At 60.6% G+C, this 19,588-nt stretch carries 24 protein-coding genes; 10 read left to right on the top strand and 14 right to left on the bottom strand.

Annotated features, from left to right (window positions below; genetic code table 11):
- Nucleotides 1-164 precede the first annotated feature (164 nt).
- The 6 genes from QMG84_RS20985 to QMG84_RS20960 all read right to left on the bottom strand — a co-directional run bounded on the left by QMG84_RS20985 (nucleotide 165) and on the right by QMG84_RS20960 (nucleotide 4,014).
- The gene (locus QMG84_RS20985; RefSeq protein WP_281932773.1) at nucleotides 165-755 is read right to left on the bottom strand and encodes a hypothetical protein; all 591 of its coding nucleotides are present in this window, start codon (nucleotides 753-755) and stop codon (nucleotides 165-167) included.
- A 7-nt stretch (nucleotides 756-762) separates the two neighbouring features.
- On the bottom strand, nucleotides 763-1,233 hold the full coding sequence (locus tag QMG84_RS20980; RefSeq protein ID WP_281932772.1) for a hypothetical protein: 471 nt from the start codon (nucleotides 1,231-1,233) through the stop codon (nucleotides 763-765).
- 2 nt (nucleotides 1,234-1,235) lie between these two features.
- On the bottom strand, nucleotides 1,236-2,285 hold the full coding sequence (locus tag QMG84_RS20975; RefSeq protein WP_350356540.1) for an AAA family ATPase: 1,050 nt from the start codon (nucleotides 2,283-2,285) through the stop codon (nucleotides 1,236-1,238).
- A gap of 691 nt (nucleotides 2,286-2,976) precedes the next feature.
- Nucleotides 2,977-3,555, bottom strand: a complete 579-nt coding sequence (locus tag QMG84_RS20970) for a Fic/DOC family protein (RefSeq protein ID WP_281932771.1) — start codon at nucleotides 3,553-3,555, stop codon at nucleotides 2,977-2,979.
- Nucleotides 3,552-3,755, bottom strand: coding sequence for a hypothetical protein (locus QMG84_RS20965; protein WP_281932770.1), 204 nt, complete (start codon nucleotides 3,753-3,755; stop codon nucleotides 3,552-3,554). Before QMG84_RS20965 ends, QMG84_RS20970 begins: the two co-directional genes overlap by 4 nt.
- 52 nt (nucleotides 3,756-3,807) lie before the next feature.
- Nucleotides 3,808-4,014, bottom strand: coding sequence for a ribbon-helix-helix protein, CopG family (locus tag QMG84_RS20960; RefSeq protein ID WP_281932769.1), 207 nt, complete (start codon nucleotides 4,012-4,014; stop codon nucleotides 3,808-3,810).
- Between the two features lie 83 nt (nucleotides 4,015-4,097).
- Between QMG84_RS20960 and QMG84_RS20955 the strand changes: the two genes are divergently transcribed.
- The 5 genes from QMG84_RS20955 to QMG84_RS20940 are packed head-to-tail and all read left to right on the top strand — an operon-like array spanning nucleotide 4,098 to nucleotide 7,375.
- Nucleotides 4,098-4,367, top strand: a complete 270-nt coding sequence (locus QMG84_RS20955; RefSeq protein WP_281932768.1) for a multiubiquitin domain-containing protein — start codon at nucleotides 4,098-4,100, stop codon at nucleotides 4,365-4,367.
- Nucleotides 4,368-4,381: 14 nt separating this feature from the next.
- Entirely contained in the window at nucleotides 4,382-4,771 is a 390-nt protein-coding gene (locus QMG84_RS20950) for an E2/UBC family protein (protein ID WP_281932767.1), read from the top strand.
- On the top strand, nucleotides 4,768-6,153 hold the full coding sequence (locus QMG84_RS20945; RefSeq protein ID WP_281932766.1) for a ThiF family adenylyltransferase: 1,386 nt from the start codon (nucleotides 4,768-4,770) through the stop codon (nucleotides 6,151-6,153). The genes QMG84_RS20950 and QMG84_RS20945 overlap by 4 nt, the downstream gene beginning before the upstream one ends.
- Nucleotides 6,150-6,485 carry a ubiquitination-like system serine protease family protein gene (locus QMG84_RS21540; protein ID WP_350356539.1) on the top strand — a complete coding sequence of 112 codons (336 nt, stop codon included), beginning with the start codon at nucleotides 6,150-6,152 and terminating at the stop codon, nucleotides 6,483-6,485. Before QMG84_RS20945 ends, QMG84_RS21540 begins: the two co-directional genes overlap by 4 nt.
- A complete protein-coding gene (locus QMG84_RS20940; protein ID WP_281932765.1) occupies nucleotides 6,482-7,375 on the top strand; it encodes an SDH family Clp fold serine proteinase in 894 nt (297 codons plus the stop codon). The genes QMG84_RS21540 and QMG84_RS20940 overlap by 4 nt, the downstream gene beginning before the upstream one ends.
- A 285-nt stretch (nucleotides 7,376-7,660) precedes the next feature.
- On the opposite strand, the gene QMG84_RS20935 is transcribed toward QMG84_RS20940, so the two are convergent.
- Nucleotides 7,661-9,739, bottom strand: coding sequence for a relaxase/mobilization nuclease domain-containing protein (locus QMG84_RS20935; protein WP_281932764.1), 2,079 nt, complete (start codon nucleotides 9,737-9,739; stop codon nucleotides 7,661-7,663).
- Between the two features lie 233 nt (nucleotides 9,740-9,972).
- Nucleotides 9,973-10,392 carry a hypothetical protein gene (locus QMG84_RS20930; protein WP_281932763.1) on the bottom strand — a complete coding sequence of 140 codons (420 nt, stop codon included), beginning with the start codon at nucleotides 10,390-10,392 and terminating at the stop codon, nucleotides 9,973-9,975.
- 320 nt (nucleotides 10,393-10,712) lie between these two features.
- Here QMG84_RS20930 and QMG84_RS20925 point away from each other — a divergent pair, with 320 nt between their 5' ends.
- From QMG84_RS20925 to QMG84_RS20915, 3 genes are all read left to right on the top strand, one after another.
- Entirely contained in the window at nucleotides 10,713-11,246 is a 534-nt protein-coding gene (locus tag QMG84_RS20925) for a hypothetical protein (RefSeq protein ID WP_281932762.1), read from the top strand.
- A 92-nt stretch (nucleotides 11,247-11,338) separates the two neighbouring features.
- Nucleotides 11,339-12,148 (top strand): nucleotide-binding protein, encoded by an 810-nt coding sequence (locus tag QMG84_RS20920; RefSeq protein WP_281932761.1) that lies wholly within the window; start codon nucleotides 11,339-11,341, stop codon nucleotides 12,146-12,148.
- A gap of 41 nt (nucleotides 12,149-12,189) precedes the next feature.
- Nucleotides 12,190-12,960, top strand: coding sequence for a hypothetical protein (locus QMG84_RS20915; protein WP_281932760.1), 771 nt, complete (start codon nucleotides 12,190-12,192; stop codon nucleotides 12,958-12,960).
- Nucleotides 12,961-12,998: 38 nt separating this feature from the next.
- On the opposite strand, the gene QMG84_RS20910 is transcribed toward QMG84_RS20915, so the two are convergent.
- From QMG84_RS20910 to QMG84_RS20895, 4 genes are all read right to left on the bottom strand, one after another.
- Nucleotides 12,999-13,334, bottom strand: a complete 336-nt coding sequence (locus tag QMG84_RS20910) for a single-stranded DNA-binding protein (protein ID WP_281932759.1) — start codon at nucleotides 13,332-13,334, stop codon at nucleotides 12,999-13,001.
- A 649-nt stretch (nucleotides 13,335-13,983) separates the two neighbouring features.
- Nucleotides 13,984-15,234 carry a plasmid replication protein RepC gene (gene repC, locus QMG84_RS20905; protein ID WP_281932758.1) on the bottom strand — a complete coding sequence of 417 codons (1,251 nt, stop codon included), beginning with the start codon at nucleotides 15,232-15,234 and terminating at the stop codon, nucleotides 13,984-13,986.
- Between the two features lie 524 nt (nucleotides 15,235-15,758).
- A complete protein-coding gene (locus QMG84_RS20900) occupies nucleotides 15,759-16,475 on the bottom strand; it encodes a transglycosylase SLT domain-containing protein (protein WP_281932757.1) in 717 nt (238 codons plus the stop codon).
- A complete protein-coding gene (locus QMG84_RS20895; RefSeq protein ID WP_281932756.1) occupies nucleotides 16,472-16,930 on the bottom strand; it encodes a hypothetical protein in 459 nt (152 codons plus the stop codon). The genes QMG84_RS20900 and QMG84_RS20895 overlap by 4 nt, the downstream gene beginning before the upstream one ends.
- 479 nt (nucleotides 16,931-17,409) lie before the next feature.
- On the opposite strand from QMG84_RS20895, the gene QMG84_RS20890 reads away from it, so the two are divergent.
- Complete coding sequence (locus QMG84_RS20890) at nucleotides 17,410-17,892, top strand: helix-turn-helix domain-containing protein (RefSeq protein WP_281932755.1); 483 nt, start codon at nucleotides 17,410-17,412, stop codon at nucleotides 17,890-17,892.
- A 268-nt stretch (nucleotides 17,893-18,160) separates the two neighbouring features.
- Complete coding sequence (locus tag QMG84_RS20885) at nucleotides 18,161-18,436, top strand: hypothetical protein (RefSeq protein ID WP_281932754.1); 276 nt, start codon at nucleotides 18,161-18,163, stop codon at nucleotides 18,434-18,436.
- A 133-nt stretch (nucleotides 18,437-18,569) separates the two neighbouring features.
- Here the strand turns inward: QMG84_RS20885 and QMG84_RS20880 are convergent, their stop codons facing one another.
- Complete coding sequence (locus tag QMG84_RS20880) at nucleotides 18,570-18,935, bottom strand: hypothetical protein (protein ID WP_281932753.1); 366 nt, start codon at nucleotides 18,933-18,935, stop codon at nucleotides 18,570-18,572.
- An 11-nt stretch (nucleotides 18,936-18,946) separates the two neighbouring features.
- Complete coding sequence (locus QMG84_RS20875; protein WP_281932752.1) at nucleotides 18,947-19,531, bottom strand: hypothetical protein; 585 nt, start codon at nucleotides 19,529-19,531, stop codon at nucleotides 18,947-18,949.
- Between the last annotated feature and the right edge of the window lie 57 nt (nucleotides 19,532-19,588).

Genomic DNA, 19,588 nt, shown 5'->3' with positions numbered 1-19,588 from the left:
TGAGTGCGAGACACCCTCAACCGGTCAGCACCTTGCAAAAAAGACGCGCGGGGTGCGGCTGCGCGCCACTAAAGGAGGACAATCGGCGGGGCGGTCACGCCGATTGTCGCTGCCATCCAGCGGAGGCGAACGATTTGTGCCTCCAGACGCTATGACAGAAGCGGTCATGCGTGCCACTCGAAGCAGCCCGTCTCGACTATAAAGGTCCGCAAGATGCGATCCGACTTAAGAATAAGCTGGCGGTCGCGCACGTTCTGCGGCGACTTTTCGCCATGAAACAGGTTGCACCGCACTTGGTAGATCGTGCGCAACAATTGTTCCCACGATGGCCTATCGCCGGCATTCCACGCCGAGGGCTGGCGCTTGACATTGGCTGCACTGCAGGCTGCGGCGAATTCATCGCTATGAAGCCGCCAGAAGGCGTCGCGGCCAAGTTTTTTCCGTACGTCTCGGACATTTAGAACTGGCCACATCGCCGAGAAATCATAAACAAGACGATGAAACGCGCGAGAGTTTTCCATCAAGCCGGCATAGGCATCGGTCAGGCGACGGTTGACAGAGAGGTCCCGGATCATGTCCGCGTCGGTCTCCCGCTCGGTAATCGCCGCCATCCACCCGTTGAAGGCCATCCAAATATTAACAAATGACATGAACGCGGACCGCTGCCGGTCGGCATTCTGCATAAGTTCTAAGACAAGGTCCTTCGTCTCTGGCTCCATGATTTGAAAGTTCGCGAAGTTGATCACGGCTGTCATTTCCGTCTCACCCTTCACGTGGTTCGGGCAGATCGGGCGCTGAAGGTCGCTCCTGTGGATCTTCGGGCGCGATGTCCCGAAATGCGCTGCCTTTAAGTGCGCGCTGCCGAGAAACTTCAACAATGCGATCGATAATGCGATCCGGGGTCCGCCACTTGATCACGAGCTTGCCGGTATCCATCCCATAGTCGGCAACGACATCACGCAGCTGCTCAATGTTTAACTCTCCAAGCGCATTACGCAAGACCCCCTCGCCTTGGCGCGCCAGCTGGACTGGATCTAGAACAGCCGGCGCACGCCGATTGCTAGGTCGTTTGGGTTCTTCCGTCTTGGATGCGGTCCTGGGAGCATGGGCCACATCGGCACCCAGCGGCGCGACGCTGAGAGCCTGCTCGATTCTCTCTCGGAAACTTGGGTTGTGCTCGGCCTCATCGGCGATTTCACGGACGAGCGCCGTCAGGAATTTCCGGATATTCATTGTCACGCCTCCAGGGCAGACCAGATCTCTCTGGCGAGGTCATCGTACTGACCCGCCAGCTCTGCTCCGTACTTCTGCTTTAGGGTTCGCGAGTACATCTGGAATTCGGCCGCAGCGGCGACCGCATTCGCCTGCCGGATAATGGTATCCATCACGTCGGGAAGATCGGCATCTTCTCGAAGCTGCTTCAGCACGTTATTATGCACCGTTGAATTGGCTTGGTACTTGGTCGCAACGATTCCAACAGGCTCGATGGTTTCGGAGATGGCTTCAGAAAAGTCCCTGATGCGCGTGGTAATCTGTGGAATGCCATAGGTCGAGAGATGGTCCGGAATTGTGGGAATTATATAGCCTTCGGAGATTCGAAGACCGTTCAAAGTGATAATCCCTAGGTTAGGAGGGCAATCGACAATGACGACGTCGTAATCATCGAGCTTTCCCTTTACGGCTCGCCAGAGCAGATCGATCGGATTGGCCGCGTAGAATTTCCCCGCGGGGGCCGAGGCGAGTTTGTCCTGGACGTCGATGAGGTCGAGGCTCGATGGCAGCAGGTCGATGGTTCGCGCAGCGCCCACGTCGGATACTTGCTTCTGAAGCGTGCCCTCCAAATTGAATTTACGATTGTCGGGGTCCATCGCATCCTTAAATAGACGCGCTAAAGTCTGTTCCTTTTTGTTCAATTCGAACCATTTCTCCTCGCCAATCAACATCAGCGTGGCGTTGGTTTGGGGGTCAAGGTCGATCACCAGCACCTTCTTGCCCATATTCGCAGAGAACGTCTCAGCTAGAGCAACGGTAGTCGTTGTCTTCGCGACTCCGCCTTTTAAGTTAATCGTAGAAATTACGTGGGTCATCGGCTTCCCTTTTCTCTTGTGGCGCTTTAACCAGGCGCGAATCTGGGAGCGCCGGAAAATTGGGCCCGAAGCCAGCTCGCGAACTGGCTTCGGAAAATCAGCGGCTCGGACTCTCCAATTGGCAACGGCCTGTCGCGAGACACCGGTCATGGCGGCGATCTCGTTGATCCCGACGAGGTCTTCCCAGAATTCTGCCACACTCGCTCCATGTGACCATCGTTCACAGTATTCTGTTTACATTGCTCACAAAGCCGCAGTCAAGGGCGAATAAGCCATCCGAAGGGGTCGGCATTGGCCGTGCGCATTTTGGCGTCGCCGGTACGCTCGACACTATGCCCTGCGCGCCAGGCCGTCCGCGCGAAGCCCTCCGGGAAGCGGCCGCCGATGAGACGGAAACGGGCTCAAGGTGCTTGGCTCCGGCTTTCTCGAAGTCATTTCTGATCTCGCCAGACACTCTGTGAAGAGCCGCGCACATTGATTTCCGGCCGGCTGGCTGAATGAGCGCGCCCTCGACAAGCCGCTCATCCTCAAACGCTAAATTTCAAATAGACTTCAAGAGCATCATCAGGTCGTATCCCGGGAACTGGTGTAGCTCGGGCGGAGCAAGCGGCTCGCGACGCGCGCCTTTCGTAGCGCCGTAGCGAGCGAGCGGCTTGCGGTGGTCATCGACGGTTCGCTGGTAAGATCGGGTTGCGACACGCCGCCGTGGCCGCCTGACCAGTTCGGCCCTCGCCGGCGACCGGGATGATCGCGCTCACCTACACCACGTCATGGGACACGATCCATTAACCATCAATGAGTCGGATTGGCAGTGCCGGATAGAGATTCGAGCTGATTTCAATTTAGCGCCCGCTGAGCCTTCAGATACCGCACTTCGAAATGGCCTGCTTTAGCCAAGTAGGAGGCGAAGCTCGGCGATCAACGGATTAAGGTCGCCCTCGTAGCTGCGGATCATCGCCGGCAGAAAGCTTTCGCGCTTCACACGCGCGAAGGCTAACGGATAGCCGGCCCGTTCCCCGATCATCGCTATAAAGGTCAGCTGGGAGCGCCCATTGCCCTCTCGGAACGGATGAATCGCGTTTAACTCACCGAGAAAACGCGCTGCCTCACGGGCGAAGTCATCAGCATGTGGCGAATTCAAAACTATCCCAAGCGTCCCAAACAAGCGCTTCATTTGTGCGTCGATGTGCTCGGGAAAGCAAAACGGGTTACCTCCTTTAGACGTACGCACAGTTCGATATTTTCCGGCCCAGCTGTAGACGTCCTGAAACAGGTGGCGGTGGACGCGGCGGTAGTGAAGCGCGTCGTAAACTCCGCGTGGCAAAGGCTCGCGCGCTCGGATCGCCGTCATTTCGAGTTCAAACGCCTCAAGCAAATCCGGATCGCGCAGGCCGAGCTTGTTCTTGAGCGTGTTTATGCCTTTGTAGGCGTAGGGGTCGTCGAATGCGTCGTAGCCGAGCGCTCTCACCTACGCGACTTAGCGTCCAAATAGGCGCGGATAACTTCGGACCGCTGTTGATCGGTGGATAGCTTGCGCTTCTTCATGTCGGCCAGCCGCTTGCGGCTCGCGACGCTGAGGCCTAACCCTTCCACCGCCGAGATGGCAGCGAACGTCTGCTGCCCGAGGACGAGATCAGTGCCGCCAAAACGCTTCGGTGTCTTCTTCATTCTATCTTCGTCACGGTTTTCGCTGAGGCACCCGACCCACTGACCACGATCTTCATCGGTCGAGAAGCTTGCGCGCTTGCGAGATACGGTCCTTAAGCCCGGCCTGAAATTTTGGATCGCGACGGCGTGTCTCAATGTGGGTGGTGATAGCAGAACGAATCACGTCCGACACGGGCCGATTTTCAACGCTTGCGAGCATCTCGAGGGCCTGAGCCTGATCTTCGGAGAGGCGGACAGTCATCGCTTTGACTTGTTTCATAGTGCTTTTCTGAACCAAATCAGACTGCTTGTCAATATACGTGGTGTCGTGGTATCAGGGTATCAAGACATGGAGGTGGCAAAATGGATAATGATCGTGTGGACGCGCTAAGGCCTGATCGTCCCCAGGCATTCGAGATCAAGATCGACCGCACAAACTACAAAGTTCGAGAAATGGTGCTGACTGGCGGCGAGCTGCGGCGTTTACCGGAGCCTGACATCGGGCCAGACCGTGACCTTTTCGAAGTGGTGCCGGGAGGATCCGATGTGAAAATCGATACGGATACCAAGGTGGAGATGCGCAACGGCTTGCGTTTCTTCACTGCACCGGCCCAGATCAACCCCGGCCGCTAGTAGGGAGTACGCTGATGTTGCCTACTATCGATCAAAATTACCTTGAGGCGCGAGCGCCGGGCAGCTCCGTGACGCTGGAGGGTGGCATGATTTGCGTTGTCATTCCCGCCTTCTCCTTGCCGGAGGGATTCAACCACTCAAGCGCCGATCTTCTCCTGCGTCTGTCGCCAGGTTACCCCGACATCGCACCTGACATGTGGTGGTTTGAGCCGGCTGTGCGCCGCATCGATGGGCGCCTTATCGCCGCAACTGAATCTCAAGAGGTCTACCTTGGGCGCACTTGGCAGCGCTGGTCACGCCACCTCAATCCGGGCCAGTGGCGCTCCGGGCTCGACTCGCTGGAAAGCTATCTGGCGCTCGTCCGCAAAGAGGTCGCCGCCGCCGCTGCGGCGCTGGCAGCATGACAACGACGCTCGTAATTCCGGGTCCGCTCTCGGAGGAGGTCGCGACGGCCTCGCGCAATTCGATGGAATGCGCTGCTGTTCTCCTCGCTCGCCGAATCGAGGCGGGGCGAGATGTCCGACTTCTCGCGCGTAGCTTGCATCCGGTTCCGCCGGAGGCCTACATCGAACAGAGCCCGCACCATCTGCTGATAGCTTCTCAAGGTTATGTGCCGGCGCTCGGTGCAGCCGAAGCGGATCACGCCGTTCCAATTTGGTTTCACACCCATCCCGGCGAAGAGGGTGCACCGTTGCCGAGCAATCACGATCGTCAGGTCGATCGCGAGATAGCTGACCTCTTTCAGCTGCGCAGTGGCTCAGGCTTATACGGAACGTTGATCGCATCTCCGCGAGGCGCGGATTACGTATTCAGCGGCGAGTTGACACCGGAGACCGGGGAGACGTCGTCGATTGACCGGTTGTGGGTGGTCGGCGAGCGCTGGAAGCTCATGCCAGCCTTCGCGCGGCAGGCCACTCTGCCGGAAGCGCTGTTTGACCGTAACGTTCGCGCTTTCGGCCCAGCTATCCAGACGATTCTCGGAGACCTGCGCATTGGCATCGTCGGAGCCGGAGGGACAGGGTCGGCTGTCGCCGAGCAGCTCGTCCGGCTGGGCGTTCGCCATCTGCTGCTGATTGATAACGACAGCTTATCCGAGAGCAATGTCACACGGGTCTACGGCTCCACGCCTGGGCGCGTCGGTCAACTAAAGGTTGAGGTGCTACGCGATCATCTCCTGGCAATCGCTTCAGACCTCGACTGTTCTATCGTGGACGGGATGATTACTACTCGGAGCGTTGCTTGGGCGCTGCGCAGCTGCGACCTGATTTTCGGATGCACCGACGACAATGCTGGCCGGCTCGTGCTCTCCAGAATCTCTACCTATCTCCTGACCCCGGTAATAGACGTTGGGGTATTGTTAAGCAGCGATCAAGCGGGCACGCTCATTGGTATTGACGCGCGGGTCACGACGCTGACGCCTGGCGCGGGCTGTCTGGTTTGCCGTAACCGAGTCGACTTAGGTCGTGCATCCGCCGAGATGAAGTCGCCTGACGAGAGACAACGGTTGGCCAACGAAGGATACGCCCCCGCGCTTGGTCGGGTTGAGCCGGCGGTGGTGGCGTTCACCACCGCCGTCGCCGCCGCGGCCGTGAATGAATTGCTTGATCGCCTGATCGGATATGGCCCCCCGGAGCGACCTACCGAGACGCTGCTCAGACTCCACGAACGCGAGATTTCAACGAATCGCGCTTTCCCACATGACGCTCACTACTGCCATCAAGCACAGGGCAAATGGGGTGCCGGCGATGAAGACCCGTTCCTTGGACAACTGTGGGTGACAGTATGAAAATCGCGTGGTGGCAATGGCTGCCTTTCTGGCGCTGGCGTACAATCGGCTCAGTATCCTCTGCCGACGAGGTGCCCCAACGGTTGCCGCGTAACGCCATCGTTTTAGTCGGAGATCTGCGCCATATCAAATGGATTGTCTTCGACTGTCCGTGTCGTACCGGACATAGAATTATGTTGAACTCTGACCCGGTCCGCCGGCCCTACTGGACGCTGAATGCTTCGTCTCGATTAGGTATCTATCCTAGCGTCGATTATCGCGGTACAGACAGACGCTGTCATTATTTTGTTCGTAACGGCAAAATCATATGGACCAAGGACAGCGACCGATGAATGACCATGGAAGAGACGTCGAATCGCAACCGCTCACGCCCCAGCCGGCGCGAGCGATCGAAAAGACCCCGATGTTCACGGCAATGAATGCGGCGCGCTATCAGCGCCAGACCTTGATCCGTGAAATCGAGGCTAGCCAGCCGAAGCTTCTTTGCTATGTCGCCGGCACTAAGGCCCCGGTCGACCGATTCGACACGCTCGGGTTCGTTGACATGCTCCACAACGTCACACCTGGAGAACCGATTGATTTGATGCTGCACACGCCTGGCGGCGATGTGGATGCCGCCGAGAAACTGATCACGCTGGTCAGGAATGCGACCGGCGAGGAGGGGCAGCTGCGTGTCATCGTGCCCGATTATGCCAAGAGCGCGGGCACACTGATGGCGCTGGGCGCCAACACTATCATCATGAGCGATTCCTCCGAGCTAGGACCGATTGATCCTCAGGTATCTTCCAAAGACGGGAATGGCCATGACATCGTCTATTCGGTACTGACATATCTCACCGCCTACGAGGAGGCAAGGCAGGCGCTAACGCAAACTTCCGACGACGAAGCGACCCGCCTCACCTTCGATAAATTTGATCCAGTGATCGTGCGCAAATTTCAATCGGTCAGAGACCGCGCCCGCCTGTTTGCAGAAAATCTTCTGAAGCGACGTGGAGCTAACTTCTCGAAGATCGCCAGCGAACTGATGGATATCAACCGCTATCCTTCGCATGGGCAAATGATTGGCTGGGAGGCAGCGCGGACAATGGGATTGCCGATCGAGTATTTGCCACCGACGGCTCCCCTGTGGCGCAAGTATTGGGCACTCTACTGCCACCTCCGGCTTGCGATCGAAAGCGAACAACGCATTTTCGAATCCAATTACGTTTCAATTTCGATGTAGCAGTGCGCACACAGCGCTCTTGGCTGACTCGTTAAAAATCTGTATGGGATAACGCCTACCCAAGGTCAGTGAGAGCCTAGTGCATGCGAGCAAATCATAGCCAGTTGGTTGTCCTCTTATCCAGGATGTGGCGGCTTTGCAGGTCGGTGAGAAACAGGCTCTGGATCGCCTGCATCCGAAGGCCCTCATTAAACCGCCGCGCTTCGAAGTCTATCGCTATGCTAAGCCGGGTTGCGCAGCAAATCCACTTCGCATCAGTAGGAACGCCTTGCGTCTCACTAATCATCACTCTTCGATCTCGGCCTCAATTGCCTTAACCGTAGCCTCTCGCTCGGCAGCACTTTGAGTCAGCTTTTCTGCTTGTTGGCGCCTTAATACTTCGAGCCTTGGATCGACAGCGAGCGAAGCCTCCGCAGGCTCCACGGCAATGGCCGTTAGCGCACGCTGAGCTTCAACGACCACGTGCGTACCTGCTAGCTTGCCAGCTGCTGTTCTCCGGGCTTCCCGCACGATGACGCGAGACGTGTCGATATCACGCGCGTCTGCCGGTGTCGCATTCGTTGCCGTCTCGGCCCTTTCCACGAGCCTCTGCGCGCTGATCGCTTCGCGTTGTTCGACGCGAGCGATTCCCGCGGACTGTTCCACGACAGGAGCGAGCGCGGCTTGCGAGGATTTGGCCTCGAATTCACGCTGCATATCGACGCGCGCCGCAAGCTTTTCGAGATAGCGCCCCGAGCGCTCGAAAAATGCGGCTCTCGTATCCGCCGGCAGGACGGCGCCGACCCTGTCCACGGCTTCGTTGAGCAGCTTGAGGTCGGATCCCATTTGCGCGGCGGTGATCGGCATGGCGCTGCTCCTCGTGGTTTGGGTGATGAGAGCCTGATTGACGAGCGTGGCGATTGCTTGCCCGGCGGCTTGAGAGAATTGCGTCCGCTGGGCAAGAGCGCTTGCCGTCGCGCTCTGCGGTTCCTCCTGCGCCAGCTGTCGCCACGTTGAGGCCGAGTCGTTCGCGACGGCGAGCTGACGCTCCGAGGCCGGCATGCGAATTGGATTTGTTCGCGCAATCTCGATGCGTCGGCGCGCATTGTCGATGAGCGTCTTGTTGGCCGGGTCGCTCGCATAGGCGCGATCCCGCGCCTCTCGGCCCGGCCGAGGATGATCGGCGGCGTCGACGATCGCCTTGTCCTTAGGGCCATAGCTCTGCGACGAAGCGCGCTCGGCCGCGGAGGTCGCAACGATCTTTAGCCCTTGCATCTGGGCGTGCTCCGCGAAGGTCTCGCGCCAGTGTCGAAAATCCTGCGGCCCGGAATGAATTTTCACGCCCTCGGCGTCCCGGACAGCGACGATCACATGGGCGTGGACATGCCCAGCGTCCGCCTTGTCGGTGTGCACGCCGAACATGAATTTGTGCGCGGCGAACTGCTCATGGACGAAGCCCCGCACGGCGGTCCTGAAGGCGCCGACGTCGACGCCCGCCTTGGTGGAGACGATAAGGTGCATCGTGTCGCGTGGCTTGAAGGAGCGCAGGTCCCGCCGCCAGGCGCGCGACTCGGCCTGGATGGCGCTCGCGTTGTCGAGGAGGGCGCCGCTATCTGAGGCCGCCGCGCCATGCTCCTGGAGCCGCGTCAGGCGATCGACGACGCTCGTTGGGCCGTTGCCAGGCGCGCCGGGCTCGAGCACGATGCGGTGCTGGCCGATCCCGGTCGCCGCCTCAATGCGAGCCTTCATTCGCGCCTCGGATTTCGGCGCGAAAACGCGGGCTTCAAAACCCTCGGCGACGTGGCGTTCGGTTACATAGAAGCGCTCCCGCGTGTCCGTTTCCCCTTCGCGGAGCGTTCCGGCAAAGGCGACGACGGCCCGCGCTTCGATCGCGCCATCCGTCAAGGCGTTGATGCGATAAGCGTAGCGATGCCCGACAAAGGCGGCTGACATCGCCTTCTCCAAAGTGCCGCGGTCGCCCGGCGTGTCTTTGAGGCCCATGACCTGGAAGCGCACGCCGGCGACGTCCTGGCTTTCCTTGCGCGGCTCGAAATCTTTCGCCCATTCCGCGATTTCGCCGTTGATCGCCGCGCGCCCCTTCAACTCGACGCCGTCCTGGGTTTCGAGAATGGCGTCTTCGCGGTCGACATAATTCGCGGTCGCCGAGGCCCGCGCCGCGCCATGCGCATAGGAGACGACCTTGACGACGGCCGGTTGATAGCCTTGCGCCAAGGCCCGCGCCCGTGAGATCAGCGGCGCCCCCCGGCCGATCACGGCGGGGGAAGACCCGACGTCGACGCTTAGGCGCGGCGGCTTCCCGCCCTTGGCGGAGACGTCCGGCAACCGCCGCCGCTTCTCTTCATCCTCCGCGCCCGTGATGGTCATTCCGCGTAGAACGCGATCCGAAGCCAGGGCACGCGGGGCTGGCTCCTGGGCCGAGACCCGTGAATGCTCCAATGAGGAGGCCGTCGACGGCCTCAGTCCTACCACCCTATCAGGCCGCTCCTCGAGTCCCTGCTTCTCCCGCGCCGCGCGAGAACGCCGGACGGCGTCCGCCATAACGGCGAGCCGGTTCATTTCCAGCACAAGGGAGGCGCGGAGGTTCGCTCGAGCCTCGCTCATGACGCCTCCGTCCCGGGAAGCGGCTTTAAGCCTGCGGCGCGACGTAGCCGCGCGCCATAGGCGACGGTCATCTCATGGACGAGCGCGCTGATCTCGGAGAGCGCCCGGTGGGTGGCGACGAAAAGCTCCTTGTCCTCGGCAAGCTGCGGCGCATAGCCGAGATTAATGCCCTTGACGATCTGCGCGATATTTCGCCCGCAGGCGCGCAGCTCCCGCGCCGTCGCCGCGAGCGCCTTGCCGTTCTCGACGCTGAGCGCGGGGCCTAGGTCGATCGACGCGCGCACAAGCCGGCGCAGCAGATCGGACTTACCCAGCCCGAAAATCGCGCAGGCCTGCTCGAGCCGCGCGAAATCCTCCGGCGAAAAGTCCGCCTGGACGCGATGCTTGGCGATGTCGGGCTTGCGCGGTCGGGGCACGGCGATCCTGAGCGGCGAGGAGAGCGGGCGCTTGGCTTCTTCTATATTTTATACGATACTCAACAAACCGGTATCTTGTCAAACTAGGAAACAACCAAAACGCCTGCTAACCCTCTCTTTATCAGCACTCTATCGCAATTTTGTCTCGCCAACGCGTCTCATCTCCTTATGTGCATTGTCTCACTTTACACTTTAGCATATTGATGGATGCGCCGGTGCGTACCTGAAAGGTATCGGAGGACGTATCGCGCACGCATCACGACAATGCGTCGATACGTCTCGTGAATGTCCGAGCACAATGTCACAGAGGATTCGCGCGCATGACGCAGAAACACACCGACGCGAACTGGGCGCAAGCCCTCGCCGATTTGCGGGAGGCGCCTGCAAAACCCCGTGGCGCAAAAAGCCTCAGGCAGGCGATCGAAGATGCGATAGATGACGTCACATCCTGCCGACAGAGGGGGCATACGGACAGCGATATCGTCGCGATATTCGCGCGAAACGGAGTCCACATGAGCCTGCATACGTTTCGCCAATATGTACGACAAGCGCAACGCGCGAAGGCGCAGCAAGCATCGGGGGGAAGGGGCAAAGCCGCGCGCGCATCAAATGCACATAGCCCCGATATCTTCAGCCATGCGCAGACAACAAAGGCGGAAAACAGCCGCGAAGCAGACGCGACGAGGCCGGAGGCGACCGCGGAGCAATGCGTTGATACGCCCGTGGCGCCGCCGGCGATGTCGCGCACGCAGGACGCTCCGGCGCCGATTTCACAGGCGGTCGTAAAACCACTGAGACAAACGGGAAAGACGGCCGCTGAGGTGCTCGGCCACCGCTTCAACGAAGACGTTTGAGTGGAAAGCGGCAGGCCTCGGCCTCGGATGGGGTAGGCGCTCGGAGGATTATTCTTTATAGTTTAGGAGAATAGTAGCTCTGGAGATGACGAATGGCGTCGGACGGCAAGCGGCGGGTGGCGTTGATCGCCAACGAAAAAGGCGGCGTTGGCAAGTCCGTATTCACCCGCGCTTTGGTGGACTGGCTGCGGACGCAGGGAGAGCGCGTCCTTGCCTTCGACGCGGATGGCTCGATCGGCGCAACCATCCGCGTGCTTGGGACGCGAGAGACTGAAGGGTCCCTGTCCAAGACCCAGGATCCCGCGGTCGGAATCGGCTTCTACAATGGCCGCAGCGACAACGAGCGCAACATTCTGCTTGACTCGATCGCCTCGAACGATCCGCTTTACATCCACGATCTCGCCGGCGGACTACTCGCCGATCTGACGAAGATCGTCGACGACGGCGAGGGGCTCTCCGGCCTGCTCGACGCCTTCGCGACGCATGGGTGTCGGCTGACCGTGTTCCACGTGATCTCGCCCGACATCGGCTCCACGCAGTCCGTCGCGCGCTGGCTCGACTTGACCGGCGCGAGCGTCGACCATGTCGCCGTCGTCAATCTGAAGCACGGCAAGCCGCCAGGCGACTTTCCCTTCTGGTACGGCTTCCGGGACGCTAAGGGCGAGAGCAAAGGCGGCGGCACACGCCGGCGCCTGCTGCAAGAAGGCGGGCTCGAAATCGAGTTCCCCTCGCTGCAGAGCGGCACCTTCGCGAAATTGGACGCCGAAAACATTCGCTTCTCGCAGGCGCAGGCCGTTGGGTTGCTGACGATCACGGAACAAGCGCATGTCGCCAAGTTCCAACGCGACTTCGTGGCGATGATCGCTCCAGCCTTGCCTCTGCTCGGCCTCTCAGGCGCCTGATGGATGCGGGCGCCAAATCCCGTTTTGAGAGGGCCGCGGACGTGCTTGGCGTCGATCCCGCGATCCGCGAAACCATGTGGCGGCGGATCGGCGATCTGCAGCTTTCCCCGGATGATCCCACCGTCGTGTTTCTCGCCGTCGCCGGGATCCTGGAGAAGGCTGCGATCGACATCCCGGCGGCGATTTACAGCTTTCCGCAAGGGGTTCAGGACGCGGCGAAGGAAGCGGTCAAGCCGTTGACCGACGCTGCTGTCGCGGCCGCGCGAGAAAATGTCGCGGGCCAGATCGCGAGAATGGTCGAAGGGACCAAGGGCGACGTTCGCCAAGCGGCGACGAATGCGTTGCGAGAGCTTTCCAGCCGCGAGGAGGGGCAGGCGCGGTTTTTCCAGATCGCGGCGCTCTGTCTTGCGGCGGCCCTCGGCGGTGGATTGGGATATGCCGCGGGTCGCACGGACCAAGCGCAACTCCGACAGGGGGCAGAGGCCCTCGCCGCCCGCGCAGACGCCGACAGCTGGCTCGACTTGATGCGGGCCAATGGCGATCTGACGAAGACGCTTCGCGACAACTGTGACGGCGGTAAAGGCGTCTATGTGGTTCAAGGCGCCCGCGCTTGCGCGCCGCCGCTGTGGCTTGATGCGCCACCCGGCGCGCCGGCGAACGCCGCAGGACGGGGGCTCTCCGTCATGGGTTGGGTCGCCGGCCTGCCTGCCGCCGTCTGGGCGACGCTGGGTCTGGCGGCAGGCGCCTTGTTGAGGAGATTTTTGGTGGAATTCCGGCGCAGCCGCTCGGTGAGATGGCTCCTGGATTTGTGAAGGCAATTGGGCCGCCCCAGAGGAGCGGCCCTTGCGGTTTAGGCCGCAGCGGAGTCGGCGGCCTTCTTTTTCGGGGCGCGACTGAACTCGTCGCAGATGAGTTCGACAACATAGACCGTCTCGCCGTCGCGCTTGAAGCTGTTCTGGCGCAGGCGGCCCTGCGCGCGGACGTAGTCGCCGGATTCGACGTTTTCGGTCACATATTGACGCGTGTTCTTGTCGAAAATCACGATCTTGTTCCAGTCGGTCTCGTCCACCCATTGGCCGTCCTTTTTGTAGGAGGCGTTGGCGGCGATTGACACGCGGATGTTTTTCTCGAAGGTCTTGATCTTGCCGACGCGGCCGAGGATGTGGAAGCGGGCGAAGTCGAACATCGTCTTTCTCCTTTTATCCGCGAAGGAGCCATCCCCTTCGCTTATGTCGCGCCAGACGGGCGGCACAGGGCCTGGCAGAGCCCGAGCCGGAGGCGAGGGGCCAGCGAAGCGCCGCGCCACGCCCGGCGACGGAAATTTTGAGGGCGCTTGCGCGCGAGCGCGAGGAATTGCCAACGCAGGCGGCAAGGGGAAAATTTTCGACGCCAGTGGCCGACGCCACGGCCCGCCGAACGTATGCGTCAATGACTTAAGCGAAAGGGGAGGCGTCTTGGAGGTTTAGGGAGAAAGCGTTCGACGTTGTCGCCAGTTCTCGCGAGCCGCCTCGGCGAGGACCTTCGATATGACTGCGTCGATGGCGCCTGAAACGGCCAAGATCGAAGCTCGACATTGGCTGGACGCTGATGGAACGGTTCACCTTCGTGTTTCGACCTTCGTATCAGTGTGAGCTCCGATCGATCCAGCCAACGATCCCTACCGCGCGGGGCATCGCCGAAGCACGGCTCAAAACGCCCGATGGCGATCTCGGGTTCGGCCTCCCATGAGGTCGTCACGGGCACCCGCATAGAGTCGACCCAGAACAGGACAGACCAAACGGCTGACCGCTCCCGAGAAGGCCGCACGTTGGGCGGGATGATCCCTCACGTAGGCGTCAGCGCCAATTGCGCCCGCGCCGGCGCTGCATCGCGATCAACTCCTTCTCGAGTGGATGGCGGCCACGCTCGATCTCGCGGGCGAGCATGACGAATAGCCCTCCCGGAGAGCGTATCGGCGTGCCGCCGCGCTGCTCCCCATCGGCATGTCGCTGAACGACAAAGAGACCAAGTAGGCCGGCGTTGACGGCGCCGAGCCGTGTAGAGGCTGCGTCAAAAGCGTGCCGGGCGAGCCCGCAGGCCCGAATGAATTGAGCGCCCAGGGTCGCCGCGCGCTCGATCGTCGTGACTGTTCCCCACTCCCCGAGCTCGGGGCAGGCGGCGAGCCAGAGGGCGAGGTCCTTGGGGATCGCTCGGTCCGCCGTCCCCAGCGTCGTCCGTTCGTTTCGCCGAACGTCGCCCCCCTTCCTTTCTCGAAAAGCGTCATTGCTGGAATAGTCGGGCTGGTCGGATGGCGGTGGGGAGCGGTGGCGAGGGGCGTTGCAATCTTCGGTAGAGGGTTTGGATTTTTGCTCTGAGTGACGGCCCGCATGGCCGGCAGAGCCGGGCGACTCAGCCGAAGGATCGACCCGATAGCGGACCGCGCGAGATTCCTCGGCTAACTCGACATAGGCTTCGATCGCCGTGGCGTATTCCTCTGGCGCGGCGGCTTTCGAGGGCCGCGACACGACCTTCGCGCGCGCCAGAATTTCCGCATAGGCGCCGGACGGATCCTCGGCACACAGATCGAGCAAGGCGTTGCGGGCGGCCGTGAGGTCGTCGCGCAGCTGCCGGCGCACGCGATCTTCAATATCAAGGGCGCGAGCGCGCTCAGCGAATTCCGCGGCGCGCGCGTGCAGCGGCGTCAGATCGAAGCCTCTCGCGTCGACGAGCTCGCCCTTGGCGTTGGAAATTGGAAAGCGCTTCCCATTGGCGCTGTCGCGCATCACGATCACACCGCGCTCGCGAAGCTTTACGATCGTCCGACGGATCGTGCGCTCGCTCATGCCGGTCTTCTTCTCGATCTGCGTGTTCGACGGCCAGCAGAGCAGACCATGCGCCAGCTGCTGTTCGCCGAAGCAAACCGCGAGGCACTCGATCAGCTGACGTTCGCTGCGGTCGAGCGCAAGCGCACGCACGGCGTCCCGCGCGGCTTTTAGAAGTTCCTTACGCGAGACGGCGAAGAGCGGCGCGTCAAAAAGCTTGCCAACGCGCCAGCTCGTCGCGGAATCGCGGCGGCGGCCCGTTGCGTTCGATTGGGCATGGGTCATCCTTTGCTCTCCGCGTTTAAGCGGAAAGCAGGCAAAGAATTTCCGTGGCGCGAAACGCGCAAACCTCTTGCGTAATGAGAAAAGCCCGCTAGAATCCCGAACACGGTTGGTGTTCGGGTGTGAAGGGGTTGCCGTCCCTTCTAGCCAGCTATTCGAGAGGTCCGGCCTTCGCGCCGGGCTTTTCCTTTTTGGGGCCTGCTTCCCTCCATGCGACTCTGGGAAGCACAGTTTATAGTTTAGTAGAATCAGAAAGGCCACCCGGCAGCTCGCTCGCCGGGAAAGGATGGTCGCGCGCAGACGCGCGTTGATGGACGAGCTGCGCAAAAAATCAGCGAAAATTCGAAATTTGTTCCCGCCTGAGGCGGTGACTCCGATTGAACGCGGCTATGTCAAAGGCCGTAAATCCGCGGAACCATGTCGGTGAGGCATCTGCTAAAATAGGACAATAACACGCCAAACGCGTGCCAACCCGGCGCCTCTTTGGGCAACGGCGCGGATTGAGACTGCGCCGCCAAATGCGCCGCTCAGATTTGCGTCGGCGCCACGACGATGTCGCTGCTGGCGAGCGCGGGCGGCGCGCCGAGGCTCGGGAGCGTTGTCGGGGCGCTCGGCGTCGCCGAGGACGCCACCACGCCGCCGGCGGCGTCGGGACAGCTCGAATTCGAGCCCGAGGAAGAGCAGTTGCTTGTGGCGGAGGCCAGAAGCGAAGGATCGCTGTGGAGCTTCCCGTAGGCGTTCTGCACGCCTCTCGCCCAGCCGGCCTGTTCTCCAGGCCGCGGCGAGCCGTTGTAGCACGCCGAGAGACAGGAAAAGGCCGTATCGCCACATTTATTGTCGCATTGTTTGAGCAGCTTCATGCCGCCCATGATATTCTGTTCGTTGATGTCGCGGTTGTAGCCGAGGCTATCTCCGGTCCGTTGCGTAAGCTGCATCGGACCTTTGACGCCGGTGTCGGATCCGGCGCAGGAGTTGAAGCCTTCCGACTCGTGATAGGAAACCGCCAGCGCGAGATCGACGGGCACGCCCTGCTGCTCAGCGGCTGCGGTGATCATCGCGACATTGTTCGGCTGGTTGCCGATCGCCTGCTGTAACGAGCCGGGGTTAAACTGGCCGAAACCCTTTGAACACAACTGGCTGAGCGGCGTGTTGTTTTTGAGCAGATTGTCGCCGTTGGGACAGTCGCTCGCGAAGGCAAGCGTAGAGGCGAGCGACACGAGAAGCAAAGCGGCCCGACGCATCATCTTGCCCCGCAATAGTCGTATCGAACACCATTCATGGAGAAGGCGTTTCGGGAGAGAACCGCGATCGTCACGTCCCTCATCGTCTTGGAAGGGTCACCCTGGATTTGCGCCGTCGTGGGATAGTTTGCGCCTTGTCCCTCAATGCAGGTCTGACGATAGCGCGCGTTTTGCCCAAGCGCCTGACTGAGGCATGCCTGGTAGTGCGGCGAGAAATTCTTGCCGTCGAAATCAACCGTGCCGCCGCCGCCAAGGCCGTCGCATCCGACCGTCGCGGCGACATAAAGCCCCGGCGCCAAACGGTCGCGTTCGTCGGCAAGCGCTCTGCCCGAGAAAGCGAGCAAAATGATGCATAAAGACGCCCAAAGGTTCAGCCTGCCGCGCGATTTACGCCGACCAACCCTCATGCAATGAGTCGGCGCTAACGCCCCCTCTCCCGAGAGAAAAGGTCGCGACATGATCCTCCTCCTGAAAGTTTGCCCGCAACGGCCTGGCTCGGAGCATAACGCACCGAAGCTCTTTATACTATATTATTCGATAGAGCATCGAGCCGCTCGACCTGCTTTCATAGGCGGCATCAGAAGCGCAGCGCCTCTAGGCCACGCCCGAGCCTCCATGGCCTTGCGGCCTGTGAGCAAACTTTTCGACAGCCCCAACCTTCAGACTTATAATTCAGAGGCTTAGAGCATCAGAGGCGCGCCCTCGATCGACTCCCACAACGCCCCATGAGCTTGTGAGGCCTTACCGGGAAAGGGCGGGGGAGAAGACAAAGGGCGGTCCAAGCTTTGCCTTATCATAAAGGATAACTCAATGATCTTCTGGCAGGATAGAATATGATATATTTTAGGCGAAAGCCTGACGGTAATGTGAGTCGCTCGTTTCGGGCTCGGCGCAAGGCGTCACGGTTCGTCATTTGGGGAGGGGAGGTAGAACAGTTATGGCGATGCCAAAACAACAAGAAGGCGAAGACAGGGATTCTGTCGCGACCGCCTTGTTCGCCATTATCTTGCAGCGCAAAGCCAAGGAATACCCCAACCTCAAAACCTTCCTCGATAAGATCGGCATGTCGATGGCTGCCTACTACAATTTGGAAAAGGGCATCGGCAATCCGACGTTTTGGACGATCGAACGGACCGCCAAAGCGCTGGACCTCTCGGTTTGGGACATGCTCGGCATTGACGAGAAGGTCATGCGCGCCTGGCTCGCCGGCCAGAACATCGATCTCGACCGGCTGACGCAAAGCGTAGAGGCGCGACGCCAGACGCGGTCAAAATTTGCCGCAGATCAATTCGCAATCACCCCCCCGGCGTCGAAACCCGCTGAACAACCCGCCGAGGCGAAACCGTCCGCCGTCGATAAGCCCGCTTCGGCGTCGAAGGCAAAGGCGACACGAAAGACCAAGTCGCGCAAGAGAGCCTAACTTCCGACAAAGTAACGCAGAAAATGGCTCCGGTCGCGCCAGCGACTTCATCCAAGCGACTCTTGCTGAGCCTTTCGCTGCACGAATGTCGCCGGCGCCAAGCTTTGTCGGCTGGGAGAGGCTGCATCGAGTCGGCAACAGGAGAGGAGACCGCAACGGGACAGGGTGTTTTGGCTACGGGAGCGCAGACGCCCGCAGAGGCGCTTCTCTTGGCGCTTGCAGTGATGAATCGCTTAGGGCCGGTCTTGACGGCGAATGGAGGCTAAAAATGATTGCTTCTTCTCCCATCTTGGAACAAAGCGCAGAGAAGAGGCGATCCGCCGAAGAGACCGTCAGTATTCTGAATGATCATTTCGGCCCAGACGAATGCGACCGATTGGCGCTGATCGCCATCCTGATCGGAAAAGCCGTTTACGAAAAGGAACCGGACGAAGCCCTGTTCTGGTGCTCCGTCTTCGCGCGACGCGAACGGAATGCGCTCAGCCAAGCGACGCGCCAAGAATTGCAAGCGTTGCTCGACGATTCCACACGTTGGCCATTCTGAACTCTTCGAAAGCCTTCAAGGCGGCTGCGAGGCCTCTCACCGGGCAGGGCGCTATGGCGCCGCGCCGAGAAGAGAGGGTGAACCGCCGCCCCGTATTCGCCTGGAAGGATCAGAGACAGTCGTCGACACGCGCTCAGCCACGGCGGTTGTTTATCCACCACGCCTCGACGCTCTGTTGATGGCGGTCGGCCGCGAGTCGGCTTGCCTCTTGTTCGACATGCGTAACGCGCCTGTCCTCTTCAAGGAACTCGACCCGCCGCGCCTCCTCCTCTGAAAATCCTCGCCTCTCGCGGCGCCAGCGCAACAGGGCTCGGCATAACGCCTCCGACAGGACTCCCGCGGCAAGGCTTGCAAACGCGACCACAAGCGCGACGCACCAGACCGCAAAGCGCGCCTCGAGCGATGTGAACGGAATGACGAACAAGCTGGCAAAAGCCAGAAGAAACAGCCACTCCGACCAGTAGTAGATTGCGTAGGAAACGGCGTAGATCCGATGCATCGAGAGAGGCCTCAATCGAGGTAGAGCGGCACGGTTTGCGAACACTGCTCGACGACGCGGCGCCCAAGGATGACTCCAAGCCTGATCGATTTCGTGAAGACATCGTAGGATGTGTATGAGGCGGCGTAAGACGAGTTCGCCATGGTTTTCTGCGCCCCAGCGCCTGGTTCGAGATAGCAGCCTTTGGCCTCTCTGAGCGTCGTCGAGCTCCCATTCCAAACAGCAAGCCGCATCGGGCACATCTTTACCGAAAGGTCGCTGCTCGGATCTCTCGCCACGGCGACGCAATGGGTGGCCGTATCGAGAATGCTCAGGAGCGCGACCTTATCGCCGCCGCGCACGAGCGCATGCGCTTCGCGCACTGGCGCATTGCCGAGCAGAAAACGCCGATCTCCCGCGGCGAGATAGCGGCGGTTATTGCTCTGGATCACATCGGCCCAAAGGTCGGCATAAATTCGATCTTGGGGCCCCGGAATTTGCAGGTCGCGATAAACGATCGGCCGCCAATTTTCCGGATGGGGCGTGAGCTCCTGCGCTTGGGCCGTCGCCGCCGCGAAACAAAGCGCCGCCGCCAGCAGGGCGCGTCGGCGTTTCAAGGCGGAACGATTTGGCGGGTGGTGCACTATGCTATATTATATAGTGAAGGCGCAAAG

It is taken from the genome of Methylocystis iwaonis (assembly GCF_027925385.1).
Taxonomy (GTDB): domain Bacteria; phylum Pseudomonadota; class Alphaproteobacteria; order Rhizobiales; family Beijerinckiaceae; genus Methylocystis; species Methylocystis iwaonis.
This window is presented reverse-complemented; position numbering and strand designations above follow the sequence as displayed.

Bases quoted from the DNA above. Each gene is read 5' to 3' on its own strand.
- QMG84_RS20985 (WP_281932773.1), bottom strand. From the start codon at position 755: ATGACAGCCGTGATCAACTTCGCGAACTTTCAAATCATGGAGCCAGAG.
- QMG84_RS20980 (WP_281932772.1), bottom strand. From the start codon at position 1,233: ATGAATATCCGGAAATTCCTGACGGCGCTCGTCCGTGAAATCGCCGAT.
- QMG84_RS20965 (WP_281932770.1), bottom strand. From the start codon at position 3,755: ATGAAGAAGACACCGAAGCGTTTTGGCGGCACTGATCTCGTCCTCGGG.
- QMG84_RS20960 (WP_281932769.1), bottom strand. From the start codon at position 4,014: ATGAAACAAGTCAAAGCGATGACTGTCCGCCTCTCCGAAGATCAGGCT.
- QMG84_RS20955 (WP_281932768.1), top strand. From the start codon at position 4,098: ATGGATAATGATCGTGTGGACGCGCTAAGGCCTGATCGTCCCCAGGCA.
- QMG84_RS20950 (WP_281932767.1), top strand. From the start codon at position 4,382: ATGTTGCCTACTATCGATCAAAATTACCTTGAGGCGCGAGCGCCGGGC.
- QMG84_RS20945 (WP_281932766.1), top strand. From the start codon at position 4,768: ATGACAACGACGCTCGTAATTCCGGGTCCGCTCTCGGAGGAGGTCGCG.
- QMG84_RS21540 (WP_350356539.1), top strand. From the start codon at position 6,150: ATGAAAATCGCGTGGTGGCAATGGCTGCCTTTCTGGCGCTGGCGTACA.
- QMG84_RS20940 (WP_281932765.1), top strand. From the start codon at position 6,482: ATGAATGACCATGGAAGAGACGTCGAATCGCAACCGCTCACGCCCCAG.
- QMG84_RS20935 (WP_281932764.1), bottom strand. From the start codon at position 9,739: ATGACCATCACGGGCGCGGAGGATGAAGAGAAGCGGCGGCGGTTGCCG.
- QMG84_RS20925 (WP_281932762.1), top strand. From the start codon at position 10,713: ATGACGCAGAAACACACCGACGCGAACTGGGCGCAAGCCCTCGCCGAT.
- QMG84_RS20920 (WP_281932761.1), top strand. From the start codon at position 11,339: ATGGCGTCGGACGGCAAGCGGCGGGTGGCGTTGATCGCCAACGAAAAA.
- QMG84_RS20910 (WP_281932759.1), bottom strand. From the start codon at position 13,334: ATGTTCGACTTCGCCCGCTTCCACATCCTCGGCCGCGTCGGCAAGATC.
- repC (WP_281932758.1), bottom strand. From the start codon at position 15,234: ATGACCCATGCCCAATCGAACGCAACGGGCCGCCGCCGCGATTCCGCG.
- QMG84_RS20900 (WP_281932757.1), bottom strand. From the start codon at position 16,475: ATGATGCGTCGGGCCGCTTTGCTTCTCGTGTCGCTCGCCTCTACGCTT.
- QMG84_RS20895 (WP_281932756.1), bottom strand. From the start codon at position 16,930: ATGTCGCGACCTTTTCTCTCGGGAGAGGGGGCGTTAGCGCCGACTCAT.
- QMG84_RS20890 (WP_281932755.1), top strand. From the start codon at position 17,410: ATGGCGATGCCAAAACAACAAGAAGGCGAAGACAGGGATTCTGTCGCG.
- QMG84_RS20885 (WP_281932754.1), top strand. From the start codon at position 18,161: ATGATTGCTTCTTCTCCCATCTTGGAACAAAGCGCAGAGAAGAGGCGA.
- QMG84_RS20880 (WP_281932753.1), bottom strand. From the start codon at position 18,935: ATGCATCGGATCTACGCCGTTTCCTACGCAATCTACTACTGGTCGGAG.